Origin of the sequence: Pseudomonas sp. NPDC089547 (assembly GCF_050280665.1) — a bacterium.
Taxonomy (GTDB): Bacteria; Pseudomonadota; Gammaproteobacteria; order Pseudomonadales; family Pseudomonadaceae; genus Aquipseudomonas.
The window spans coordinates 47,950-66,649 of record NZ_JBNNVS010000031.1; the positions used below are offsets into that span (position 1 = coordinate 47,950).

13 protein-coding genes are annotated in these 18,700 nt (G+C 62.5%); 2 read left to right on the top strand and 11 right to left on the bottom strand.

Annotated features, from left to right (window positions below):
• The first annotated feature begins 119 nt into the window (after nucleotides 1-119).
• Nucleotides 120-5,612 carry a dermonecrotic toxin domain-containing protein gene (locus ACQKPZ_RS19825; protein ID WP_427541322.1) on the top strand — a complete coding sequence of 1,831 codons (5,493 nt, stop codon included), beginning with the start codon at nucleotides 120-122 and terminating at the stop codon, nucleotides 5,610-5,612.
• 62 nt (nucleotides 5,613-5,674) lie between these two features.
• Here the strand turns inward: ACQKPZ_RS19825 and hutG are convergent, their stop codons facing one another.
• The 7 genes from hutG to hutC all read right to left on the bottom strand — a co-directional run bounded on the left by hutG (nucleotide 5,675) and on the right by hutC (nucleotide 14,117).
• Nucleotides 5,675-6,478, bottom strand: a complete 804-nt coding sequence (gene hutG, locus ACQKPZ_RS19830; protein WP_427541325.1) for an N-formylglutamate deformylase — start codon at nucleotides 6,476-6,478, stop codon at nucleotides 5,675-5,677.
• Nucleotides 6,479-6,488: 10 nt separating this feature from the next.
• The gene (gene hutI / locus ACQKPZ_RS19835) at nucleotides 6,489-7,694 is read right to left on the bottom strand and encodes an imidazolonepropionase (protein ID WP_427541328.1); all 1,206 of its coding nucleotides are present in this window, start codon (nucleotides 7,692-7,694) and stop codon (nucleotides 6,489-6,491) included.
• A 15-nt stretch (nucleotides 7,695-7,709) separates the two neighbouring features.
• Complete coding sequence (locus ACQKPZ_RS19840) at nucleotides 7,710-9,113, bottom strand: amino acid permease (RefSeq protein WP_427541331.1); 1,404 nt, start codon at nucleotides 9,111-9,113, stop codon at nucleotides 7,710-7,712.
• Between the two features lie 152 nt (nucleotides 9,114-9,265).
• The gene (gene hutH / locus ACQKPZ_RS19845; RefSeq protein WP_427541334.1) at nucleotides 9,266-10,798 is read right to left on the bottom strand and encodes a histidine ammonia-lyase; all 1,533 of its coding nucleotides are present in this window, start codon (nucleotides 10,796-10,798) and stop codon (nucleotides 9,266-9,268) included.
• 108 nt (nucleotides 10,799-10,906) lie between these two features.
• Nucleotides 10,907-12,580, bottom strand: coding sequence for a urocanate hydratase (hutU, locus tag ACQKPZ_RS19850; RefSeq protein WP_427541337.1), 1,674 nt, complete (start codon nucleotides 12,578-12,580; stop codon nucleotides 10,907-10,909).
• A 257-nt stretch (nucleotides 12,581-12,837) separates the two neighbouring features.
• Entirely contained in the window at nucleotides 12,838-13,410 is a 573-nt protein-coding gene (locus ACQKPZ_RS19855; RefSeq protein WP_427541340.1) for a HutD/Ves family protein, read from the bottom strand.
• A complete protein-coding gene (hutC, locus tag ACQKPZ_RS19860; protein WP_427541352.1) occupies nucleotides 13,407-14,117 on the bottom strand; it encodes a histidine utilization repressor in 711 nt (236 codons plus the stop codon). Before hutC ends, ACQKPZ_RS19855 begins: the two co-directional genes overlap by 4 nt.
• Nucleotides 14,118-14,259: 142 nt before the next feature.
• Between hutC and ACQKPZ_RS19865 the strand changes: the two genes are divergently transcribed.
• Nucleotides 14,260-15,624 carry a formimidoylglutamate deiminase gene (locus ACQKPZ_RS19865; protein WP_427541343.1) on the top strand — a complete coding sequence of 455 codons (1,365 nt, stop codon included), beginning with the start codon at nucleotides 14,260-14,262 and terminating at the stop codon, nucleotides 15,622-15,624.
• A 113-nt stretch (nucleotides 15,625-15,737) separates the two neighbouring features.
• On the opposite strand, the gene ACQKPZ_RS19870 is transcribed toward ACQKPZ_RS19865, so the two are convergent.
• The 4 genes from ACQKPZ_RS19870 to ACQKPZ_RS19885 all read right to left on the bottom strand — a co-directional run bounded on the left by ACQKPZ_RS19870 (nucleotide 15,738) and on the right by ACQKPZ_RS19885 (nucleotide 18,398).
• Nucleotides 15,738-16,310 carry a lipocalin family protein gene (locus ACQKPZ_RS19870; RefSeq protein ID WP_300028188.1) on the bottom strand — a complete coding sequence of 191 codons (573 nt, stop codon included), beginning with the start codon at nucleotides 16,308-16,310 and terminating at the stop codon, nucleotides 15,738-15,740.
• Nucleotides 16,307-16,561, bottom strand: coding sequence for an outer membrane protein assembly factor BamE domain-containing protein (gene bamE / locus ACQKPZ_RS19875; RefSeq protein WP_003249234.1), 255 nt, complete (start codon nucleotides 16,559-16,561; stop codon nucleotides 16,307-16,309). Before bamE ends, ACQKPZ_RS19870 begins: the two co-directional genes overlap by 4 nt.
• Before the next feature lie 226 nt (nucleotides 16,562-16,787).
• Nucleotides 16,788-17,384 carry a DUF924 family protein gene (locus ACQKPZ_RS19880; protein WP_427541346.1) on the bottom strand — a complete coding sequence of 199 codons (597 nt, stop codon included), beginning with the start codon at nucleotides 17,382-17,384 and terminating at the stop codon, nucleotides 16,788-16,790.
• A gap of 3 nt (nucleotides 17,385-17,387) precedes the next feature.
• Nucleotides 17,388-18,398 carry a class 1 fructose-bisphosphatase gene (locus tag ACQKPZ_RS19885; protein WP_016395389.1) on the bottom strand — a complete coding sequence of 337 codons (1,011 nt, stop codon included), beginning with the start codon at nucleotides 18,396-18,398 and terminating at the stop codon, nucleotides 17,388-17,390.
• Between the last annotated feature and the right edge of the window lie 302 nt (nucleotides 18,399-18,700).

The window sequence follows — 18,700 nt, forward strand, 5'->3', positions numbered from 1 at the left end:
AATTGCGCTTTGAGCACCGTCCTCTCGGACCCGGCCGCAAGCCGGGTACACATATTTACCTCCAGCATGCCAGCCACACCACCGATAGTCCCTTGCCCCATACCTAGCAAGGGCCCACCATGCCAACCCCAGCAAACACCTTACCTGGCGCTCATTACACCACTATCGCGCACAAGGTCCCCGCCTGGCTCAAGCAAGCTACTCCAGAAACCCGTCGCGCAATACGTAACGCACTGCCAGCCCCTGCCTGGCTCGCCACAGCGATCCAGCAGCTACCGGAAACCGCCAAAGCCTGGCAAGAAGAGCACGCCCGCCACCGCGAACACCAGGCTCAGGTTCAGGAACTGTTCGAGCGGCTGCCTGACCTGCAAACCTACGCCGCCCAGCAACTGACCGAAGCCATCAAACAGCAATTCGGGCTCGACCTGGATGTGCACAACACGTATCTGGTCGATGCCCGCCTGATCGACGCGACCAACGCAGGCGACGCGCGTCTGGCTGTGAATCAGGCGACCCGCTCGCTGCTGCAAAGCGCGCTGCACAACTTCGACCAAGGTGCCGCTGTCGAGGCTGGCATGGACGCGCCGAAGGCGCTGCTGAAGAAGTCCGTCATCCTCGATCATCGGCGCTTCATGGGCACTGTCCCGATCACCAATGCAGTGGATATCAGCGCCGAAAACTTCGCCGACCTGTGCCGCAAGCTGGATATCGGCGGTAAATACCATGGCCTGGTGCATGAGATCTACTACCCTGCGGCCACGGCGCTGCTCAGCGCCGATGAAGCCAGGCTGAGCGTTTACCAGACCCTGGGGCGGGCGGAAGTCTCGGCTTTCCGACAGTCCTTGCATTTCGCCCGCCTCAAAGGCGATATCACTGAAACACTGTACACCGCAGCCCTTGCCAGCCCCGTTGATCAGCCCTTATCGGCAACCTCACCCGTGACATTCAGCTATCTCGAGTTGTGGGAAGCGACGCTGACCGGGGTTGTGCTCATTACCATGCAAACCGATACGCATCAGGCCGTCGCCCTGTATATCCCGGAGGACGACGCGGAGCCTCTCAAGGAATTTACGACCCTGGAGGCCTTGCAGGCCGACTTGCGCAGCAGGCTCCAGGCCAACATCAACTATCTGGACAAACACATCGCCGACCGTGACAAGGCCTCGACAATCACCCGCCTGAGGGATCGGCTCACGCCCATCACGTGGAGTGTCCGCGGGATACTTGAGCGTGTACCTGATCCACATGCCACCCTGCATCCGGTTGCAGAGCCCTTCAGCCATGCGTTCCAGGGGGTCATGGCTTTTCAGAAAGCCCAACGCCACGAACAAGATGTGCTGTTTCACGCAGCCCCAACCGAAATCGTCGACCGGCGCACTGCCCAGGCCCACCGGGAATTGATCGCCGGTCGTGTGCTGACGGCCCTGAACATCGCCGGTTTCTTCGTGCCCGGGCTTGGCGAGGCGATGCTTGCAGTCTGCGTGCTCCAGTTGGCCCACGAGGTCTACGAAGGTATCGAGGCGTGGAAAAACGACGAGCGCGACAAAGCCTTGACCTACTTGGTAGATGTCATTGAAAACGTGGCGATCATGGCCGCGTTGAGCGCGGCAGCCAAAGCAGCGGGGCACACCGAAGGTGGCGAAGCAGGCAGTACGCCGCAGGAGCCAGAGATAGAGGGTGTTGCAGTGCCAACCCACTCTTTCATCGAAGAACTGGTGGAAGTGGAGCTACCGGATGGCAGCACTCGCCTGTGGAACCAGGACCTGACCCCCTTCGAACAAGACGTCGCCCCCCCGGCACAGGCCAGCCCGGATGGGCTTGGGCTGTACCGCCAGGATGGCAAGGTCTGGCTGCGCCTCGAAGACAAGACATTTTCACTCAAATGGAATGCCGACACTGGTACCTACAGAATCGAACACCCCAGCAAGGCAAACGGCTATGAGCCACCGCTACGGCACAACGGGGCCGGAGCCTGGCTGCAGGTAACGGACAGGCCGCTGAGCTGGTCGGGCATGGCACTGCTGCGCCGTATCGGTCACTTGAATGCCCACTTCGACGAGCCAACACTGCAACGGATACTTGCCGTCAGCGACACCCACGAAGACGTGCTGCGCCGGACCCTGGCCGAGAACCAGCGGCTGCCGGCATTGCTGGAAGACACGATGCAACGTTTCAAGCTGGACGAAACGATCCGGCAATTGCCGGACACCGCCTCATGGGCGGCCGAGTTTTCCAGGGCTTACGCCCGCCTTCCGGGTGACCTGTCGCCAGGCTCTGCTGCCATTCGGCGGCAGTATCCGAACCTGCCGGCCGCCGTCAGCGATGAACTGGAGCGCGGCGCCAGCGCCCCCGAACGCCAAATGCTCGACAACGGCAAGGTTCCCATACGCCTGGGCGAGGAGATCCGCGTCTACCTGCAACACATCCGCCTGGCCCGCGCTTGCGAGGGGCTGTACTTGTCCGGGGTGCAAAACCGCGACAGTGACCGACTGATCATGCATTTGCTTGAACACCAGTCAGGCTGGCCTGCCGAAACAAAACTACAGGTGCTGCAGCGCACGTCGTGGCCTGCCCAAGTCCAGGGTATCGGCCCTCTGGACACGCGCCCCTATCAAACCATCACACATGCCGAGGCAGGCTACATCGTCCACGATGAAAGCCGCCCGGGTGCAACGGTCACGGCCTACCCGGATCTCTATGCCGCGTTGTACCAAGCACTGCCAGAGGCCATGACGCAGATGGGTGTAGCAGATCAGCAAGGGCTGCAGCGCCTGATACGGGAAAGCCCCTTGCCGCCACGTTCAACCCTGAGGGCGATACTGGGCATGCAACCTGTGCGCCCCGGCTACCGTTCGCCCATGCGCCTGGCCGATGGGCGCCTGGGCTATCCGATGAGCGGAGGTGGCCCGGCAGCACAAGGCGCTACCCGTCTGCGCCTGATCGACGCTGTCGAAGCAACAGGGCTCGTCGCGCATACCGGGCTTTCGGCAGACCAGATACTGCTTTCGCTTGCCAGTCGTGGCCGTACGCAGTTGCAGATACTCGAGCATCTGCAGTTGCTGGGGGAGCAGCGCAATGAACTGCAAAGCAGGTTGGCAGACTGGAGCGAGGCCATTTCACCTGCGACAGAGCAAGCCGCGCAGGACTACGACCGCTTGCGCGAGTCGATCATGCAACACTGGTACGACACCGCCCTGGATGAAGCCACCCAGCACTCGGCCGAGCTGCGCATCACTCACGTTCCCTTGGCCGATATACCCCTGACCCTGCCCCAGTTCTTCAACATCCGCGTGCGCAGCTTGAGCCTGATTGATCTACCGTCAGGCACCCTCGCCGGCTGGGCACAGCACGAACGTTTGCTGCAACGCCTGCTCAGGCAGATGCCGCAGCTAGAATCATTGGAAATCAGCCGGCCGTACAACGCCAGGTCAACACCTTCTTTTTTTCTGCTCAGCGTCCCCTCCATCACTCAGATCTTGCCCGAACTGCAACGGCTGGTACTGACCAACCAGAACATCGCGTTCTCCGAAAACGACCTCAATCTGTTGGCAGAGCTCCAGCAGTTGAGGTACCTGGACCTGAGTGGCAACCGCCTGGCCCAAGACAACAGCCCAAGCTTCCATCAACTGTCCCTGGACTTCCTGGGGCTGGATCACATGCAAATGGCGCAGTGGCCCATCGGGATCGGCAGTGATGCACTGAGGCGTATCGCCCACCTGTCCATGCGAAACAACAACCTCAGGTCATTGCCATCGTTCCTGCTCAATGAAGCAGAGGCACTGCCCAACCCAACGGTAATCGCACTCGAAGGCAACCGTATCAACGAAACCCATTTGCAGCGCTTGTTACTGAACGAACGGGCCGAAACGGTCGGCATTACCGTAGACGTACCTGCAGAACTCACCAGCCGGCTTGGGCGCATTCGCGATGAACGCCAGCAAATGCGCGACGCGATCGACGGCTGGGTTCAGGCGTCCAGTTCGAGCAACCCACTGACCCAGGAAGCACTGGCAGACAGGCAGCGCATCCAGTCAGCGATCAGCCAGTTCTGGGAGCAACAGGAGCGAGGCCAGCAGTACCTTCGCTTGCAGCTGGAGGATGTGGCTGTCGAACAGTTTCCCAGGCGGCTTCCTGCGTTCTTTGAAGAGCGTGTTCAAGCACTCATCCTGACCCGCACGCGCGGAACCGCGCCGCAACTTGACGAACTGCTGCGCCGCTTCCCCAATGTCACCCGGTTGACCATCGACGGACATCAGTCGGCCACTTCCTCAGTGGCGTCTGCGTTGGCACGCCTGCCCCGCCTCAACTACCTGGATTTTCGCAACATGGACCTGGAAGTCGATCAGGCCATGCTGGATATCCTGGCTGGGTTGGAGCACCTGACGTCGCTGGACCTGTCAGGCAACCGCATGGGGACCATCAGCCAGGTACCTGCAAGGCTCTCCAGCAACCTGCAATCACTTGCGCTGACCAACATGAACCTGCAGGCCTGGCCCACCTGGTGCGATAGCTTGCTGCCCCTGGAACTACTGGACTTGAGCGCCAACAACATTACCCAATTGCCCGATCACATTCTCTCAAACCTGAACAATCCCATGCCGATTTCGTCGATTTCGCTGTTCGACAATCCGCTGCCGCTTGAAACCATCCTGCGTGTCCGCGCGTTCTCGGACAGCCAGCACAGTTTTTCCTTCGCACTGGATATCCCGGGCAACCTGCTGCTTGTCGACTCTTCAAGCGAAGGATCACTCGATCACCCTCACTTCCCCCTGCAGGGCGACGACACACCCAGGCTCGAAGACTGGATGCTTGGCAACGACGCGCAGAACGAGGCATTGCGTGACTGTTGGGAAATGCTTGAAGGCAGCGATCTGTTGCGCCTGGCGGGCCGTTTGCGCAATGCCGCGCCCTACGCCGACCCGGCCACGCAAGCCACCTTTTGCGAGCGTGTGCGCATGATGCTGGTTGTGGCCGCAAGCAACGAAAAAGAGCGCCCGCTCATGGAATGCATCGCCGCAGCCGCATTGCCTGACCCTGCAACCCGGTCACAGACTTGCCACGATGGTGCGCTGCAGGAGTTCAACAATATCGAGCTGTACCTGATGGGGGAGCGCTTGCTGATCGAGGCTGGCGATACTCTGCAAACGTTGCGCCAACGCCTGTTGCAGCTGTTCAGGATGGAACTGCTGGAGAAGTTGGCCCAACAGCGATCCGGCCCGGGAGACAGGGTTTCGGTGCGGCTGGCCTACCGCCGGGAACTGGCCAGGGAGCTTGACCTTCCGATTGCCGACAGCATGCGTTTTCGAAGTGCAGCAAATCTGGCGCCTGATGAACTGTCGCGGGTGCTGGAAAAGGTTCGCAAAAGTGAATTGAGCAATGACCTGGTCGACTACATGCTGGCGAACAGGGACTGGGCGGCCCGACTGCGAGCCGAGCATGCAGACCGCTTCGCCGAAATAGACGCCCGCTTCCGCCAGCTTGTACTTGAACTTGCCAACAAGGATCACTCGCTACAGGAGGAACTGAGCCTGCAGCTGGAACTGCACAACGATAAGGAGCTGGAGGAGCAGGAGCTGTTGCGTGAGCTCACAATCGCGCAGCTCAACACCTGAGTACTTGCTTCAAATGGCGACGCGCATGGCTTGCAGCGCGTCGCCGACTTTACACGCGAACTTCAGCGCCCATACCGCTCTTGCCCCCAACTCAGCAGTGCCTGCAAAAGTTGCTGCAATACTTGCCGGGTGGGCTGCGCCAGGTCTTCACGGTAGGCAAATGGCTCGGTTTCATTCATGTAGGTGCTCTGCGCCAGCTCCAGCTGCACGGCATGAATGTGGTTGGCCGGATCACCGTAATGCCGGGTGATGTGCCCGCCCTTGAAGCGGCCATTCAGCACATGGCTGTAGGCCGGCGCTTCAGCACAAACGCCTTGCAGGCGCTCGGCCAGTGCCGGATCGCAGCTGGCACCGTTGAACGTACCCAGGTTGAAATCCGGCAACTTGCCATCGAACAGGTGCGGGATGTGCGAGCGGATCGAATGGGCATCCCACAGCAGCGCATAGCCAAACTGCTCGCGCAGGCGGTCCAGTTCGCGACGAAGTGTGTCGTGATACGGGCGCCAGATCTGCTCCAGATAGCGAGTGCGTTCTTCGCCAGACGGCGCCAGCCCCTCCTTGAACAGCGGCTCGCCCTCAAACAGCGTGGCCGGGTACAGGCCCGTTGTGGCGCCAGCGTACAGCGGCTTGTCGTCATCCGGGCGGTTGAGGTCGATAACGAAGCGCGAATACTCCGCCGCCACCACGCTGGCCCCCATGTCGCGGGCAAAATCGTACAACTGCGGGATGTGCCAATCGGTATCCGGCAGGCTGCGCGCCTGGTCGACCAGGCCTTCACGCACGGCGTCGCTCAGGCGCAGGCCGGCGTGCGGCATGCTGATCAGCAGCGGCAGGCGACCTTGGTGAAAACTCAGTACCTTGTCCATCGTGCCTCACTCAGTTGGAAATCTCGTTGCCCTTGCGCACCACGCGCTTGGGCAGGTCGCCGCCCAGCCAGTAGGCCAGGTCGGCGGGGCGTTCGATTTGCCAGGCGACGAAGTCGGCTACCTTGCCCACCTCCAGCGAGCCATGGCTGCTGCCCAGGCCCAACGCCGTGGCGGCATGCACGGTGACGCCGGCCAACGCTTCTTCGGGCGTCATGCGGAAACAGGTGCAGCCCATGTTCAGCATCAGGCGCAGCGACAAGCCTGGCGAAGTACCGGGGTTGAGATCGCTGGCCAGGGCAATCTTCACCCCGTGGCGACGCAGTGCGTCCATCGGCGGCAGCTGGGTTTCGCGCAAAAAGTAGAACGCGCCGGGCAGCAGCACCGCGACCGTACCAGCCTTGGCCATGGCGATGGCATCTTCCTCGGTCATGAACTCAAGGTGGTCGGCCGACAGCGCCTGGTAGCGCGCCGCCAGGCTGGAGCCGTGCAACGACGACAGCTGTTCGGCATGCAGCTTGACCGGCAGGCCCAGCTCGCGCGCCTTGATGAACAGGCGCTCGACCTGAGCCGGGGAAAACGCCAGGTGCTCGCAGAAGGCATCCACTGCGTCCACCAGGCCCTCGGCAGCCAGCGCCGGCAGCATCTCGTCGCAGATGTGCGCAATGTAATCGTCAGCACGGCCCGCGTACTCCGGCGGCAACGCGTGTGCGGCCAGGCAGGTGGCGCGTACCGCCAGCGGTAGCTCATCGGCCAGGCGCCTGGCCACGCGCAGCATCTTGCGCTCGTTGGCCAGGTCCAGGCCATAGCCGGACTTGACCTCGATGGTGGTCACACCATCGCGCATCAGCGCCTGAACCCGCTGGCGGGCACTGGCGAACAACTCGTCCTCGCTGGCCGCACGGGTGGCCCGCACGGTGCTGGCGATGCCGCCGCCCTGGGCGGCAATCTCGGCATAGCTCACGCCTTGCAGGCGTTGCTCGAACTCGCCGCTGCGGTTGCCACCGAACACTGCGTGGGTGTGGCAGTCGATCAAGCCCGGGGTGACCCAGGCACCTCCCAGGTCCACCGTGCGGTCAGCGTCGACCGGCAGCCGTTCGGTGCGCGGGCCGATCCATTCGATCAGGCCGGCGCTGGTGACGATGGCCGCGTCCTCGATGGCCGAGTAACGGCCCTCGGCCATGGTTGCCACATGGCAATGCTGCCAGAGGGTTCTCATGCACAATCTCCTTTACTAGCGGTGCAGCTCGACCGGCTCTGCTACCGGCTCGCCCTGCCCTGCACGCGGCTTGCACCACAGCAGGTAGGACGCCACCAGGAACACCACCCAGACCACACCAACGATCAATGCCGCCTGGGTATCCGGGAAGTAGCCGAGCACGCCAAAGATGAACACCATGAACGCAATGGCCATGGCCGGGCCGTATGGCCAGAACGGTACCGGGAACTTGAGCTGGGCCACGTCTTCACGGCTCATGCTGCGGCGCATGGCCACCTGGGTAAGCAGGATCATCAGCCACACCCACACGGTGGCGAAGGTGGCGATCGAAGCAATCAGCAAGAACACGTTTTCCGGGATCAGGTAGTTGAGCAGCACGCCGATCAGCAGTGCAGCGCCCATCACTACCACGGTCATCCACGGTACCCCGTGTTTCGACAGCTTGCCGAAGCTGCGTGGCGCATGGCCTTGCTGGGCCAGGCCGTACATCATGCGGCCAGCGCCGAAAATGTCGCTGTTGATGGCCGAGATGGCGGCAGAAATCACCACGATATTCAGCACGGCAGCAGCAGAGCCAATGCCCAGGTTGCTGAAGATCTGCACGAACGGGCTACCTTCACTGCCGATCTGCGGCCATGGGTACAGGCACATCAGCACGAACAGGGTAAGCACGTAGAACAACAGGATGCGCAGGGGCACGGCGTTGATCGCTTTGGGGATGACGCGCTGCGGGTCTTTGGCTTCACCGGCAGTGACGCCAATGATCTCGATGCCGCCGAAGGCGAACATCACTACGGCAAAGGAGGCGATCAGCCCACCCACGCCATTGGGCATGAAGCCGCCATGGTCGAACAGGTTGCTCACACCCACGGCATGCCCGGTACCCACCTGGCTGAAGCCAAAGGCCATGATGCCGAGGCCGGCCAGAATCATCGCCACGATAGCGCCGACCTTGAGCAGCGACAGCCAGAACTCCATCTCGCCGAACACTTTGACGTTGCACAGGTTGAGGCCGCCGATCAGGAACACGATGCCCAGCACCCAGATCCAGCGGGCGACCTCCGGGAACCAGAAGCCCATGTAGATACCGAAGGCGGTGACGTCGGCGATGGCAACGATGACCATCTCGAAGGCGTAGGTCCAGCCGAGGATGAAGCCGGCCATGGGGCCGAGGTAGGTGCTGGCGTAGTGGCCGAAGGAGCCGGCCACCGGGTTGTGCACGGCCATTTCGCCAAGGGCGCGCATGACCATGAACACGGCGGCGCCGCCGATCAGGTAGGCCAGCAGCACGGCCGGGCCGGCCATCTGGATGGCCGAGGCGGAGCCGTAGAACAGGCCGGTGCCGATGGCCGAACCGAGGGCCATGAAACGGATGTGGCGGGCACTTAGCCCGCGCTTGAGACCTTGAGCTTGTTGCATGTCACGTCCTTAAATTGTTTTTGTGGTCGTGAGATCGAAGGGGGCTGCTCTGCAGCCCTTCGCGACACAAGGCCGCTCCTACAGGGAAGCGCGTCGCCTTTTGTAGGAGCGGCCTTGTGTCGCGAAAGGGCCGCATGGCGGCCCCAGGGGCATCACAGGCTAGGCAGGACACCAGCAGGCAGCAAACCGGTCAGGCTACCCTTGGCCAACAGTTCCACGGCCTTTTCGATGTCCGGCGCGAAGAATCGGTCACGGTCGTAGTGCGGCACTTCGCTGCGCAGCGCCCTGCGCGCCTGCTCCAGCTTGGCGGAAGTTTTCAGGCCTTTGCGCAGGTCCAGGCCCTGGCAGGCACCGAGCCATTCGATGGCCAGCACGCCACGGGTGTTTTCGGCCATTTCCCACAGGCGCTTGCCGGCAGCCGGGGCCATCGATACGTGGTCTTCCTGGTTGGCCGAAGTTGGCAGGCTGTCGACGCTGTGCGGGTGCGACAGGGCCTTGTTCTCACTGGCCAGGGCGGCAGCGGTGACCTGGGCGATCATGAAGCCGGAGTTGACCCCGCCATTTTCCACCAGGAACGGCGGCAGCTGGGACATGTGCTTGTCCATCATCAGCGAGATACGGCGCTCGCTGAGCGAGCCGATTTCGGCGATGGCCAGGGCGAGGTTGTCGGCGGCCATGGCCACCGGCTCGGCGTGGAAGTTGCCACCGGAAATCACGTCACCTTCGGCCGCGAACACCAACGGGTTGTCCGACACGGCGTTGGCTTCGATGCCCAGTACCTCGGCAGCCTGGCGCAGCTGGGTGAGGCAGGCGCCCATCACCTGCGGCTGGCAGCGCAGCGAGTACGGGTCCTGGACCTTGTCGCAGTTCTTGTGCGACAGCGACACTTCGCTGGAATCACCCAGCAGGTCGCGGAAGCAGGCAGCGGTGTCGATCTGGCCGCGCTGGCCACGCACTTCGTGGATACGCGCATCGAACGGCGAACGCGAGCCCAGTGCAGCTTCGACACTCAGGCCACCGCAAGCGATGGCAGCGGCATACAGGTCTTCACCCTGGAACAGGCCGCGCAGTGCGTAGGCGGTGGAGGCCTGGGTACCGTTGAGCAGGGCCAGGCCCTCTTTGGCAGCCAGGGTCAGCGGCTCCAGGCCGGCGACCGCCAGGGCTTCGGTGGCTGGCAGCCATTGCCCCTTGTAGCGGGCCTTGCCTTCACCCAGCAGCACCAGCGACATGTGCGCCAATGGCGCCAGGTCACCGGAAGCACCCACCGAGCCTTTGAGCGGGATGTGCGGGTAGACTTCGGCGTTGACCAAGGCGATCAGCGCGTCGATGACTTTGCGGCGAATACCGGAGAAACCACGGCTGAGGCTGTTGATTTTCAGCACCATGATCAACCGCACCAGGTCGTCATCCAGCGGCGCGCCGACACCGGCGGCGTGCGACAACACCAGCGAGCGCTGCAGGTTTTCCAGGTCGTGGCTGGCGATGCGGGTCGAGGCCAGCAGGCCGAAACCTGTGTTGATGCCGTAGGCGGTGCGGTCTTCGGCAATGATCTGCTCGACGCAGGCGACGCTGGCGTCGATGGCCGGCGAAGCGCTGGCATCCAGTTGCAGGCGCACAGGCGCGGCGTGGATTGCGCGCAACTGGGCCAGGGTCAGGGTGCCGGGCTTGAGGGTGAGTTCGGTCACGTTGCTACTCCAAATCGCGTGGAGCCGCAGGCCCGTTTTTCGGTGCCTGCACGCTCCTTCTTGTTGTTCAGTATCACCCCTTGCGGGGTGCGAGCCAAAGCGTGGCGATCAGCCAGTGATCATCGGCAGGTCCAGGCCCTGCTCCTTGGCACAGTCGATGGCGATGTCGTAACCGGCATCAGCGTGGCGCATTACGCCAGTCCCCGGGTCATTGGTCAGCACGCGGGCAATACGCTCGGCGGCTTCATCGGTGCCGTCGCAGACGATGACCATGCCCGAGTGCTGCGAGAAGCCCATGCCCACGCCGCCACCATGGTGCAGCGACACCCAGGTGGCGCCGCCAGCGGTGTTGAGCAGGGCGTTGAGCAGCGGCCAGTCGGAAACTGCATCGGAGCCGTCGCGCATCGCTTCGGTTTCACGGTTAGGGCTGGAAACCGAGCCGGAATCCAGGTGGTCACGGCCGATCACCACTGGCGCCGACAGCTCGCCGCTGCGGACCATTTCGTTGAACGCCAGGCCCAGCTTGGCGCGCAGGCCCAGGCCAACCCAGCAGATACGTGCCGGCAGGCCCTGGAAGCTGATGCGCTCGCGGGCCATGTCCAGCCAGCGGTGCAGGTGGGCATCGTCAGGGATCAGTTCCTTGACCTTGGCGTCGGTCTTGTAGATGTCTTCTGCATCACCGGACAGCGCCGCCCATCGGAACGGACCAATGCCACGGCAGAACAGCGGGCGAATATAGGCAGGAACGAAGCCTGGGAAGTCGAAGGCATTGGTCACGCCCTCTTCCTTGGCCATCTGGCGGATGTTGTTGCCGTAGTCGAAGGTAGGCACGCCCTGCTTCTGGAAGTCGAGCATGGCTTGAACGTGCACGGCCATCGATTGCTTGGCGGCCTTGACCACTGCAGCCGGCTCGGTCTGCGCGCGGTCGCGGTACTGTTCCCAGGTCCAGCCGGCGGGCAGGTAGCCGTTCAATGGGTCATGGGCGCTGGTCTGGTCGGTGACCATGTCCGGGCGCACGCCACGCTTGACCAGCTCTGGCAGAATTTCGGCGGCGTTGCCATGCAGGGCGATGGAAATGGCCTTGCCTTCGGCGGTGTACTTGGCGATGCGGGCCAGGGCGTCGTCTAGGTCAGTGGCCTGTTCGTCTACGTAGCGGGTTTCCAGGCGGAAGTCGATGCGGCTCTGCTGGCATTCGATGTTCAACGAGCAGGCACCGGCCAGGGTGGCGGCCAGTGGCTGGGCGCCGCCCATGCCGCCGAGGCCGGCGGTGAGTACCCACTTGCCTTTGAGGCTGCCGCCGTAGTGCTGGCGACCGGCTTCGACGAAGGTTTCATAGGTGCCCTGGACGATGCCCTGGCTGCCGATGTAGATCCAGCTGCCGGCGGTCATCTGGCCGTACATGGCCAGGCCCTTGGCGTCCAGTTCGTTGAAGTGTTCCCAGTTGGCCCAGTGCGGCACCAGGTTGGAGTTGGCGATCAGTACGCGCGGGGCATTGCTGTGGGTCTTGAACACGCCGACCGGCTTGCCCGACTGTACCAGCAGGGTTTCGTCGTCTTCCAGGCGGGTCAGGGTTTCGACGATCTTGTCGTAGCATTCCCAGTTACGGGCGGCGCGGCCAATACCGCCGTACACCACCAGTTCTTTCGGGTTTTCCGCAACCTGTGGGTCGAGATTGTTCATCAGCATGCGCAGTGGCGCTTCGGTCAGCCAGCTTTTGGCGGTCAGCTTGTTGCCACGTGGGGCACGGATTTCAACGTCACGGTATTTGTTGTTGTCGGTCACGGGAAAGGTCCTCTGCGGTCGTCCGCGGGCGGGTATGTCGTGGTCAATATACAAACACACCTTTACTTGTATGTACAAGCATGGACAACCAAAATAATCGGACTGATCCGCTGAATGGCAGAAAAAAGCCGGGGCCGCTTTGCGGCCCTTTCGCGACACAAGGCCGCTCCCACAGGGACCGCGCAAGCCAGGGCATACGCGCTCGATGTAGGAGCGGCCTTGTGTCGCGAAAGGGCTGCGCAGCAGCCCCGGCTATCTCACTGTGAAATGAGTTCGATCAGGCAGCACCGTCCCTGCACGTCCAGCCCCAGCAACTCATCGTTGTCTTCTACTCGCAGGCAGTCATACAACCCCAGGCGCTGCGTCTCGCGCCCGGCAATTGTCACCTCGAGCTGATTGCTGGCCGCGAACAGCAACACCGTCGACGCCGAGCTGTACAACCGGCTGGTGCCATCGAACCACTGCAACCGCGCCCGGTACCGCTGCGGTGCATAGATCAGGTTGAAATCGCGAATCGGCCCGCCCAGCAACTTGCAACTGACCTGGCTTTCGCCGCTGAACGCAAACGCATCAAACGGCAACAGCGGCCGGCTGGCCTGGCCATCGACCAACAAGCGCATGCCGTCGCCCTGCAACACGGTGATGATCCGCTGGTAGCCGGCGAAGGTGGAAAAGCCACCCGACTCCTCGATGTCGGCAATCGACAGGCGCCAGCCAAAGCCGTCCAGCCCTTCGCCGCGGTCACGGGTGATCTCTTCGGTGAACCCGCCACCGTTTTTCCACGGCATGCGCGGGTAATCCTGTGCGCGCAACAACTGCAACTGGCTCATTTGCTGAAGCGTCCTTCCAGGCGATGACGGGAACCGGGGTGGATCAGCCGTGCAGCGGTCACCGGCTGGCGGCCGGACCAGGTGCGACGGCGAATGAGCAGGCACGGCTCGCCCTGCTCGATCTGTAGCAAACGGCATTCTTCCGGCTCGGCCAGAATCGCCTCGACCACATGCTCGCCCTCAGTCAACGGCGCTACCTGGGACAGGTAGGCGTAAGGCGTCTGCCGGGTGAAATCCTGCTTGAGGTAGTCGGATGCGATTGCCGCGTTGACGTAGCGGTCCTCGATTTGCACCGGCACGCCATTCTCGAAATGCACGATCAACGAGTGGAACACCCGCTGGCCTTCACGCATGTCCAGGGCCAGGGCCCGCTCGGAACCGGCAGCTTCCTCATTGAGGGTGATCACCTGGCAGCTATGCTGGTGGCCGCGCGCGGCAATTTCGTCGGCGATGTTGTTTACCTCGAACAGCGCCGAACGGCCCTTGGGCTCAGCCACGAAGGTACCCACACCTTGCATGCGCACCAGCAGGCCTTCGGCCGTGAGCTCTCGCAATGCGCGGTTGATGGTCATGCGGCTGAAGCCCAGCTCGCTGACCAGTTCGCTCTCCGAGGGTACCCGGTGATGGGGTGGCCAGCTGCCGTTGTCGATCTGCTGGATGATCATCTGTTTGACCCGGGCATACAGCGGCGCCGGGCCCTCGCCCATCTGGGCAACCAGCGCGGAGACAGGAGGTGTCGGCACGGCGTTGAGTCCTTTGCAATGGAATGAGCGGTAGCTTGCCGCAGTTTACCCGGCAGGCAAACGCCTGTATATGTATATACAAGTTAACAATAACAGGATTTCACCGATGTCCGCCTACTTCGCCGAACGCGCCCTGCTACCTACGGGCTGGGCCTGCCATGTCCGTATCGAGGTCGCCAGCGATGGCCACGTGGCCAGTATCGAGCCCGGCGCTTCGGCCGAAGGTGCCGAGCGCCTGGCTGGCCCGCTGCTGCCCGGCATGCCCAACCTGCATTCGCATGCCTTCCAGCGGGCCATGGCGGGTTTGGCAGAAGTCGCCGGCAACCCCAATGACAGTTTCTGGACCTGGCGCGACCTGATGTATCGCCTGGTCGGGCAAATCACACCGGACCAGCTACAGGTCATCGCCCGCCAGCTGTACATCGAAATGCTCAAGGCCGGCTACACCTCGGTGGCCGAATTCCATTACGTGCACCACGACCAGGCTGGCAAGGCTTATGCCGACCCGGCCGAACTGTCCCGCCGGATCAGCGCGGCTGCAGCCGACACTGGCATTGGCCTGACCTTGCTGCCGGTGCTTTACAGCCACGCCGGGTTCGGCGGCCAGGCGCCTAACGAGGGGCAGCGGCGCTTTATCAATTCCACCGAACAGTACCTGCAGCTGCAAGCGCAACTGACCTCGGTGCTGGACGCACAACCTGCGCAACAACTGGGCCTGTGCTTCCACTCGTTGCGGGCGGTAACGCCTGGGCAGATCGCCGAAGTGCTGGCGGCCAGCGACAAGCAATGCCCGGTGCACATCCATATCGCCGAGCAACAGAAAGAGGTCGACGACTGCCTGGCCTGGAGCGGCCTGCGCCCGCTGCAATGGCTGTATGAGCATGTGGATGTAGACCGCCGCTGGTGCCTGGTGCATGCCACCCATGCCGAGCCGGAGGAAGTCACCGCCATGGCCCGCAGTGGCGCGGTGGCGGGGCTGTGCCTGACCACGGAGGCCAACCTGGGCGACGGGATTTTCCCCGCGGTGGACTACCTGGCGCAGGGCGGGCGCATGGGCATTGGCTCGGACAGCCATGTGTCGCTGAGCGTGGTGGAAGAACTGCGCTGGCTGGAATACGGCCAGCGGCTGCGTGACCAACGGCGCAACCGCTTGTACCGAGGCGACCAGCCCATGGTTGGGCGCACGTTGTACGACGCGGCACTGGCAGGCGGTGCACAGGCGCTGGGGCAAGCGGTCGGGGAACTGGCCGTGGGCAAGCGTGCCGACTGGCTGGTGCTCGACGGGCAGGACCCTTACATCGCCTTGGCGGATGGCGATGCCATTCTCAACCGCTGGCTGTTTGCGGGTGGCGATCGCCAGGTGCGGGATGTAATGGTGAATGGGCAGTGGGTGGTGCGCCAGGGGCGCCATGCGCAGGAAGAGCAAAGCGCGCGGGCGTTTGCCGAGGTGTTGCGCCAGCTTTTGGGATAGGAGTATTGGGGCTGCTTTGCAGCCCTTCGCGACACAAGGCCGCTCCTACAGAGGACCGCGATCGCCTGTAGGAGCGGCCTTGTGTCGCGAAGGGCCGCAAAGCGGCCCCAAAATCAGTGCATTTTTACTATTTGCTGATCCGACGCACGCCAGATCAGCCGGCTGGTGTCATAACCCTGCTGCCGCGCCTTGGACAGCAGGCTTTCACGCTCCCAGGCCGGTAGCGTGGGCGTGCGTGACAAAATCCACAGGTACTTGCGATCCGGGCTACCAACGACTGCCGTGCGGTAGTGGTCGTCCACATACAGAATCCAGTACTCCCCGCGAGCCACGCCAGGCACCAGCTTGGTGAACCAGTTATCGAACTCTACCCACAGCTTGTCGGTGTGCCCCGGTTCCTGGATGTTCGCATGCCCTTCGGCGCGCAGCCATTCATCACCCATGGTGCGACAGCGGTTGAGCACGCCATAGCTACCATCAGGCTTGAGGTTGTAATGGGCCTCGGACTGTTCGCAACCTTCCTGATAGCGCATGGGCAGGCGCGCCAGTTCGTACCATTTGCCCTGATAGCGCTTGAGGTCGACATTACCGGCGGTCTTCGGCGCCAGCGGGTCGTGCACGGAGCCTGCACACCCCCCCAGCAACAACGCCAGGCATACGCCCATCAGCAGGTATAAGCGCCTCATTTGAGCCCCTGCCCTGAATACATCAGCACCTTGTCAGCTGCGTACTGCACGCTGATGAAGCTCTTCTCGTCCCCCCAGGTGCAGCTGCTCATGCCCAGCGCGCCAGAGCACTCGGTCGGCGTACCGAGCAACTGCTCGACCTCGGCCTTGTTCATACCGGCCTTGATCTTGGAATAGTTTTCCTGGTTGATCTTGCTGCAAGCAGTCAGGACGACGCACAGCGACAACAGGGCGAGGGAACGCAACGACATGAAGGACACTCCTGGAGAGATGAGACAGGCGAGTGGCCTGCAGTGACCTTCGACGCAAAAATCCCTCCCAGGTTCCCTGCCCTACCCTGTTTGCCCCTACACCATTGGTCGGATGGCCACTACTGTGCGATTAATCACAAAGCATTAATCACTTGCCAATAAAAAAGCCGCCCCTTGTAGGAGCGGCCTTGCGTCGCGATGGCCTGCGCAGCAGGCCCCTGCAATCTCAGAACCTGGACCCAGGCTCCAGCAAAAAGTCCATCTCTTCACTGGTGCTCGGCCGCTCCAGCATCAGGTTGCGGTGCGGGAAGCGCCCGAAACGGGCGATCACCCGCTGGTGCTGCTCGGCGTAGTCGAGGAAGCCTTCGAACAACCGGCGGTTGGCCTCGGGCTGCTCGTCCAGCAGCATCTGGTAGCGCTCCACGCACAGGTTCTGCCAGTCCAGCACCTCGGCATGCTCCAGCACCAGCAGCACGAACACCCGCTGAATCGGCAGCAGCTGATAGTCCCAGCCCTTCTGCAGGCCCTGCATGGCCACAACCTGGGCACGCCGGTCACCCTCGAAGGCGCGCGGCGTGTCGCGGTAGATCATGCGCGGCAGCTGGTCCAGCAGAATCAGCAGGCCCAGCCAGCCCTGCGGGCTTTGCTGCCATTCGTCGAGCCCACCCGCCAAGGCGTGCTCGACCAGGTCGCCAAACAGCGCCTGGGCATCGGCATCGTGATGCTTGCCGAACCACAGCGTGCTCTTCTCGTCAGCCACGGCCTGGGGACTGGTGCCCCAACCGAACCACCACTCCAGCAACGGCTGCCAAGGTGCGAGCATGACTTACTCCTTGTGGTAGGCGGTGACGCGCTCGACCTCTTCCTTCGAGCCGAGGATGACCGACACACGCTGGTGCAGGCTTTCTGGCTTGATGTCGAGGATGCGATCGTAACCGTTGGTGGAGGCGCCGCCGGCCTGCTCGATGATGAACGACATCGGGTTGGCTTCGTACATCAGGCGCAGCTTGCCCGGCTTGCTTGGCTCACGGGCGTCACGTGGGTACATGAACAGGCCGCCACGGGTCAGGATGCGGTGCACGTCGGCCACCATCGAGGCGATCCAGCGCATGTTGTAGTTCTTTTTCAGCGGGCCGGTCTCGCCTGCCAGCAGTTCGCCCACGTAGCGCTGTACCGGAGCTTCCCAGTGGCGCTGGTTGGACATGTTGATGGCGAACTCGGCGGTGGTTTCCGGCACGCGGATGTTTTCGTGGGTGAGCACGAAGCTGCCCAGCTCGCGGTCCAGGGTGAAGCCTTTGACGCCGTTGCCCAGGGTGAGGATCAGCATGGTCTGCGGGCCGTAGATGGCGTAACCGGCGGCGACCTGCTCGGTGCCTGGCTGCAGGAAGGCGTTTTCGTTCAGGGTTTCGTTCTGGCTCAGGTACTCGTTAGGGCAACGCAGTACCGAGAAGATGGTGCCGACCGAGACGTTGACGTCGATGTTCGACGAGCCGTCCAGCGGGTCGAAGACCAGCAGGTAGGCGCCTTTCGGGTACTTGCCCGGGATCTGGTAGGCGTTGTCCATTTCTTCGGAAGCCATGCCGGCCAAGTGGCCGCCCCATTCGTTGGCTTCCAGCAGGATGTCGTTGGAAATCACGTCCAGTTTCTTCTGGACCTCGCCCTGCACGTTTTCAGTGCCCATGCTGCCCAGCACACCACCCAAGGCGCCTTTGGACACGTGATGGCTGATTTCCTTGCACGCACGCGCCACCACTTCGATCAGGAAGCGCAGATCGGCAGGGGTATTGTTGCTGCGGGTCTGCTCAATCAGATAGCGACTCAGGGTAACGCGGGACATGTATGGCTCCGAACGGATTGGGGGAAGAAAAACCCCCGCAGTTTACAGGGAGAGTTGCAGGCTAGCGAGTGATGAGACTCGCCACGGCTCTCTGACGGCACAATAGGTCGGTAGTTCAGCGTGCGCCAGGCCGGTGGTCGGAGTGAGGGCCATTCGCGGGTGAACCCGCTCCCACGGGGATCTACACAGGCCTTACAGCTGTAGATTTCCCTGTGGGAGATTCTATGGCCGGAGGCAAATTTTCAGTAGAAAAGCCCACGGCCTCTCTCAGCAACATCCAGGCACGAATCAGCCTGCCAGAG

Bases quoted from the DNA above. Each gene is read 5' to 3' on its own strand.
- bamE (WP_003249234.1), bottom strand. From the start codon at position 16,561: ATGTCGTTGCGTTCCCTCGCCCTGTTGTCGCTGTGCGTCGTCCTGACT.
- ACQKPZ_RS19880 (WP_427541346.1), bottom strand. From the start codon at position 17,384: ATGCTCGCACCTTGGCAGCCGTTGCTGGAGTGGTGGTTCGGTTGGGGC.
- ACQKPZ_RS19865 (WP_427541343.1), top strand. From the start codon at position 14,260: ATGTCCGCCTACTTCGCCGAACGCGCCCTGCTACCTACGGGCTGGGCC.
- ACQKPZ_RS19870 (WP_300028188.1), bottom strand. From the start codon at position 16,310: ATGAGGCGCTTATACCTGCTGATGGGCGTATGCCTGGCGTTGTTGCTG.
- hutC (WP_427541352.1), bottom strand. From the start codon at position 14,117: ATGGGCGAGGGCCCGGCGCCGCTGTATGCCCGGGTCAAACAGATGATC.
- ACQKPZ_RS19885 (WP_016395389.1), bottom strand. From the start codon at position 18,398: ATGTCCCGCGTTACCCTGAGTCGCTATCTGATTGAGCAGACCCGCAGC.
- hutI (WP_427541328.1), bottom strand. From the start codon at position 7,694: ATGAGAACCCTCTGGCAGCATTGCCATGTGGCAACCATGGCCGAGGGC.
- ACQKPZ_RS19855 (WP_427541340.1), bottom strand. From the start codon at position 13,410: ATGAGCCAGTTGCAGTTGTTGCGCGCACAGGATTACCCGCGCATGCCG.
- ACQKPZ_RS19825 (WP_427541322.1), top strand. From the start codon at position 120: ATGCCAACCCCAGCAAACACCTTACCTGGCGCTCATTACACCACTATC.
- ACQKPZ_RS19840 (WP_427541331.1), bottom strand. From the start codon at position 9,113: ATGCAACAAGCTCAAGGTCTCAAGCGCGGGCTAAGTGCCCGCCACATC.
- hutG (WP_427541325.1), bottom strand. From the start codon at position 6,478: ATGGACAAGGTACTGAGTTTTCACCAAGGTCGCCTGCCGCTGCTGATC.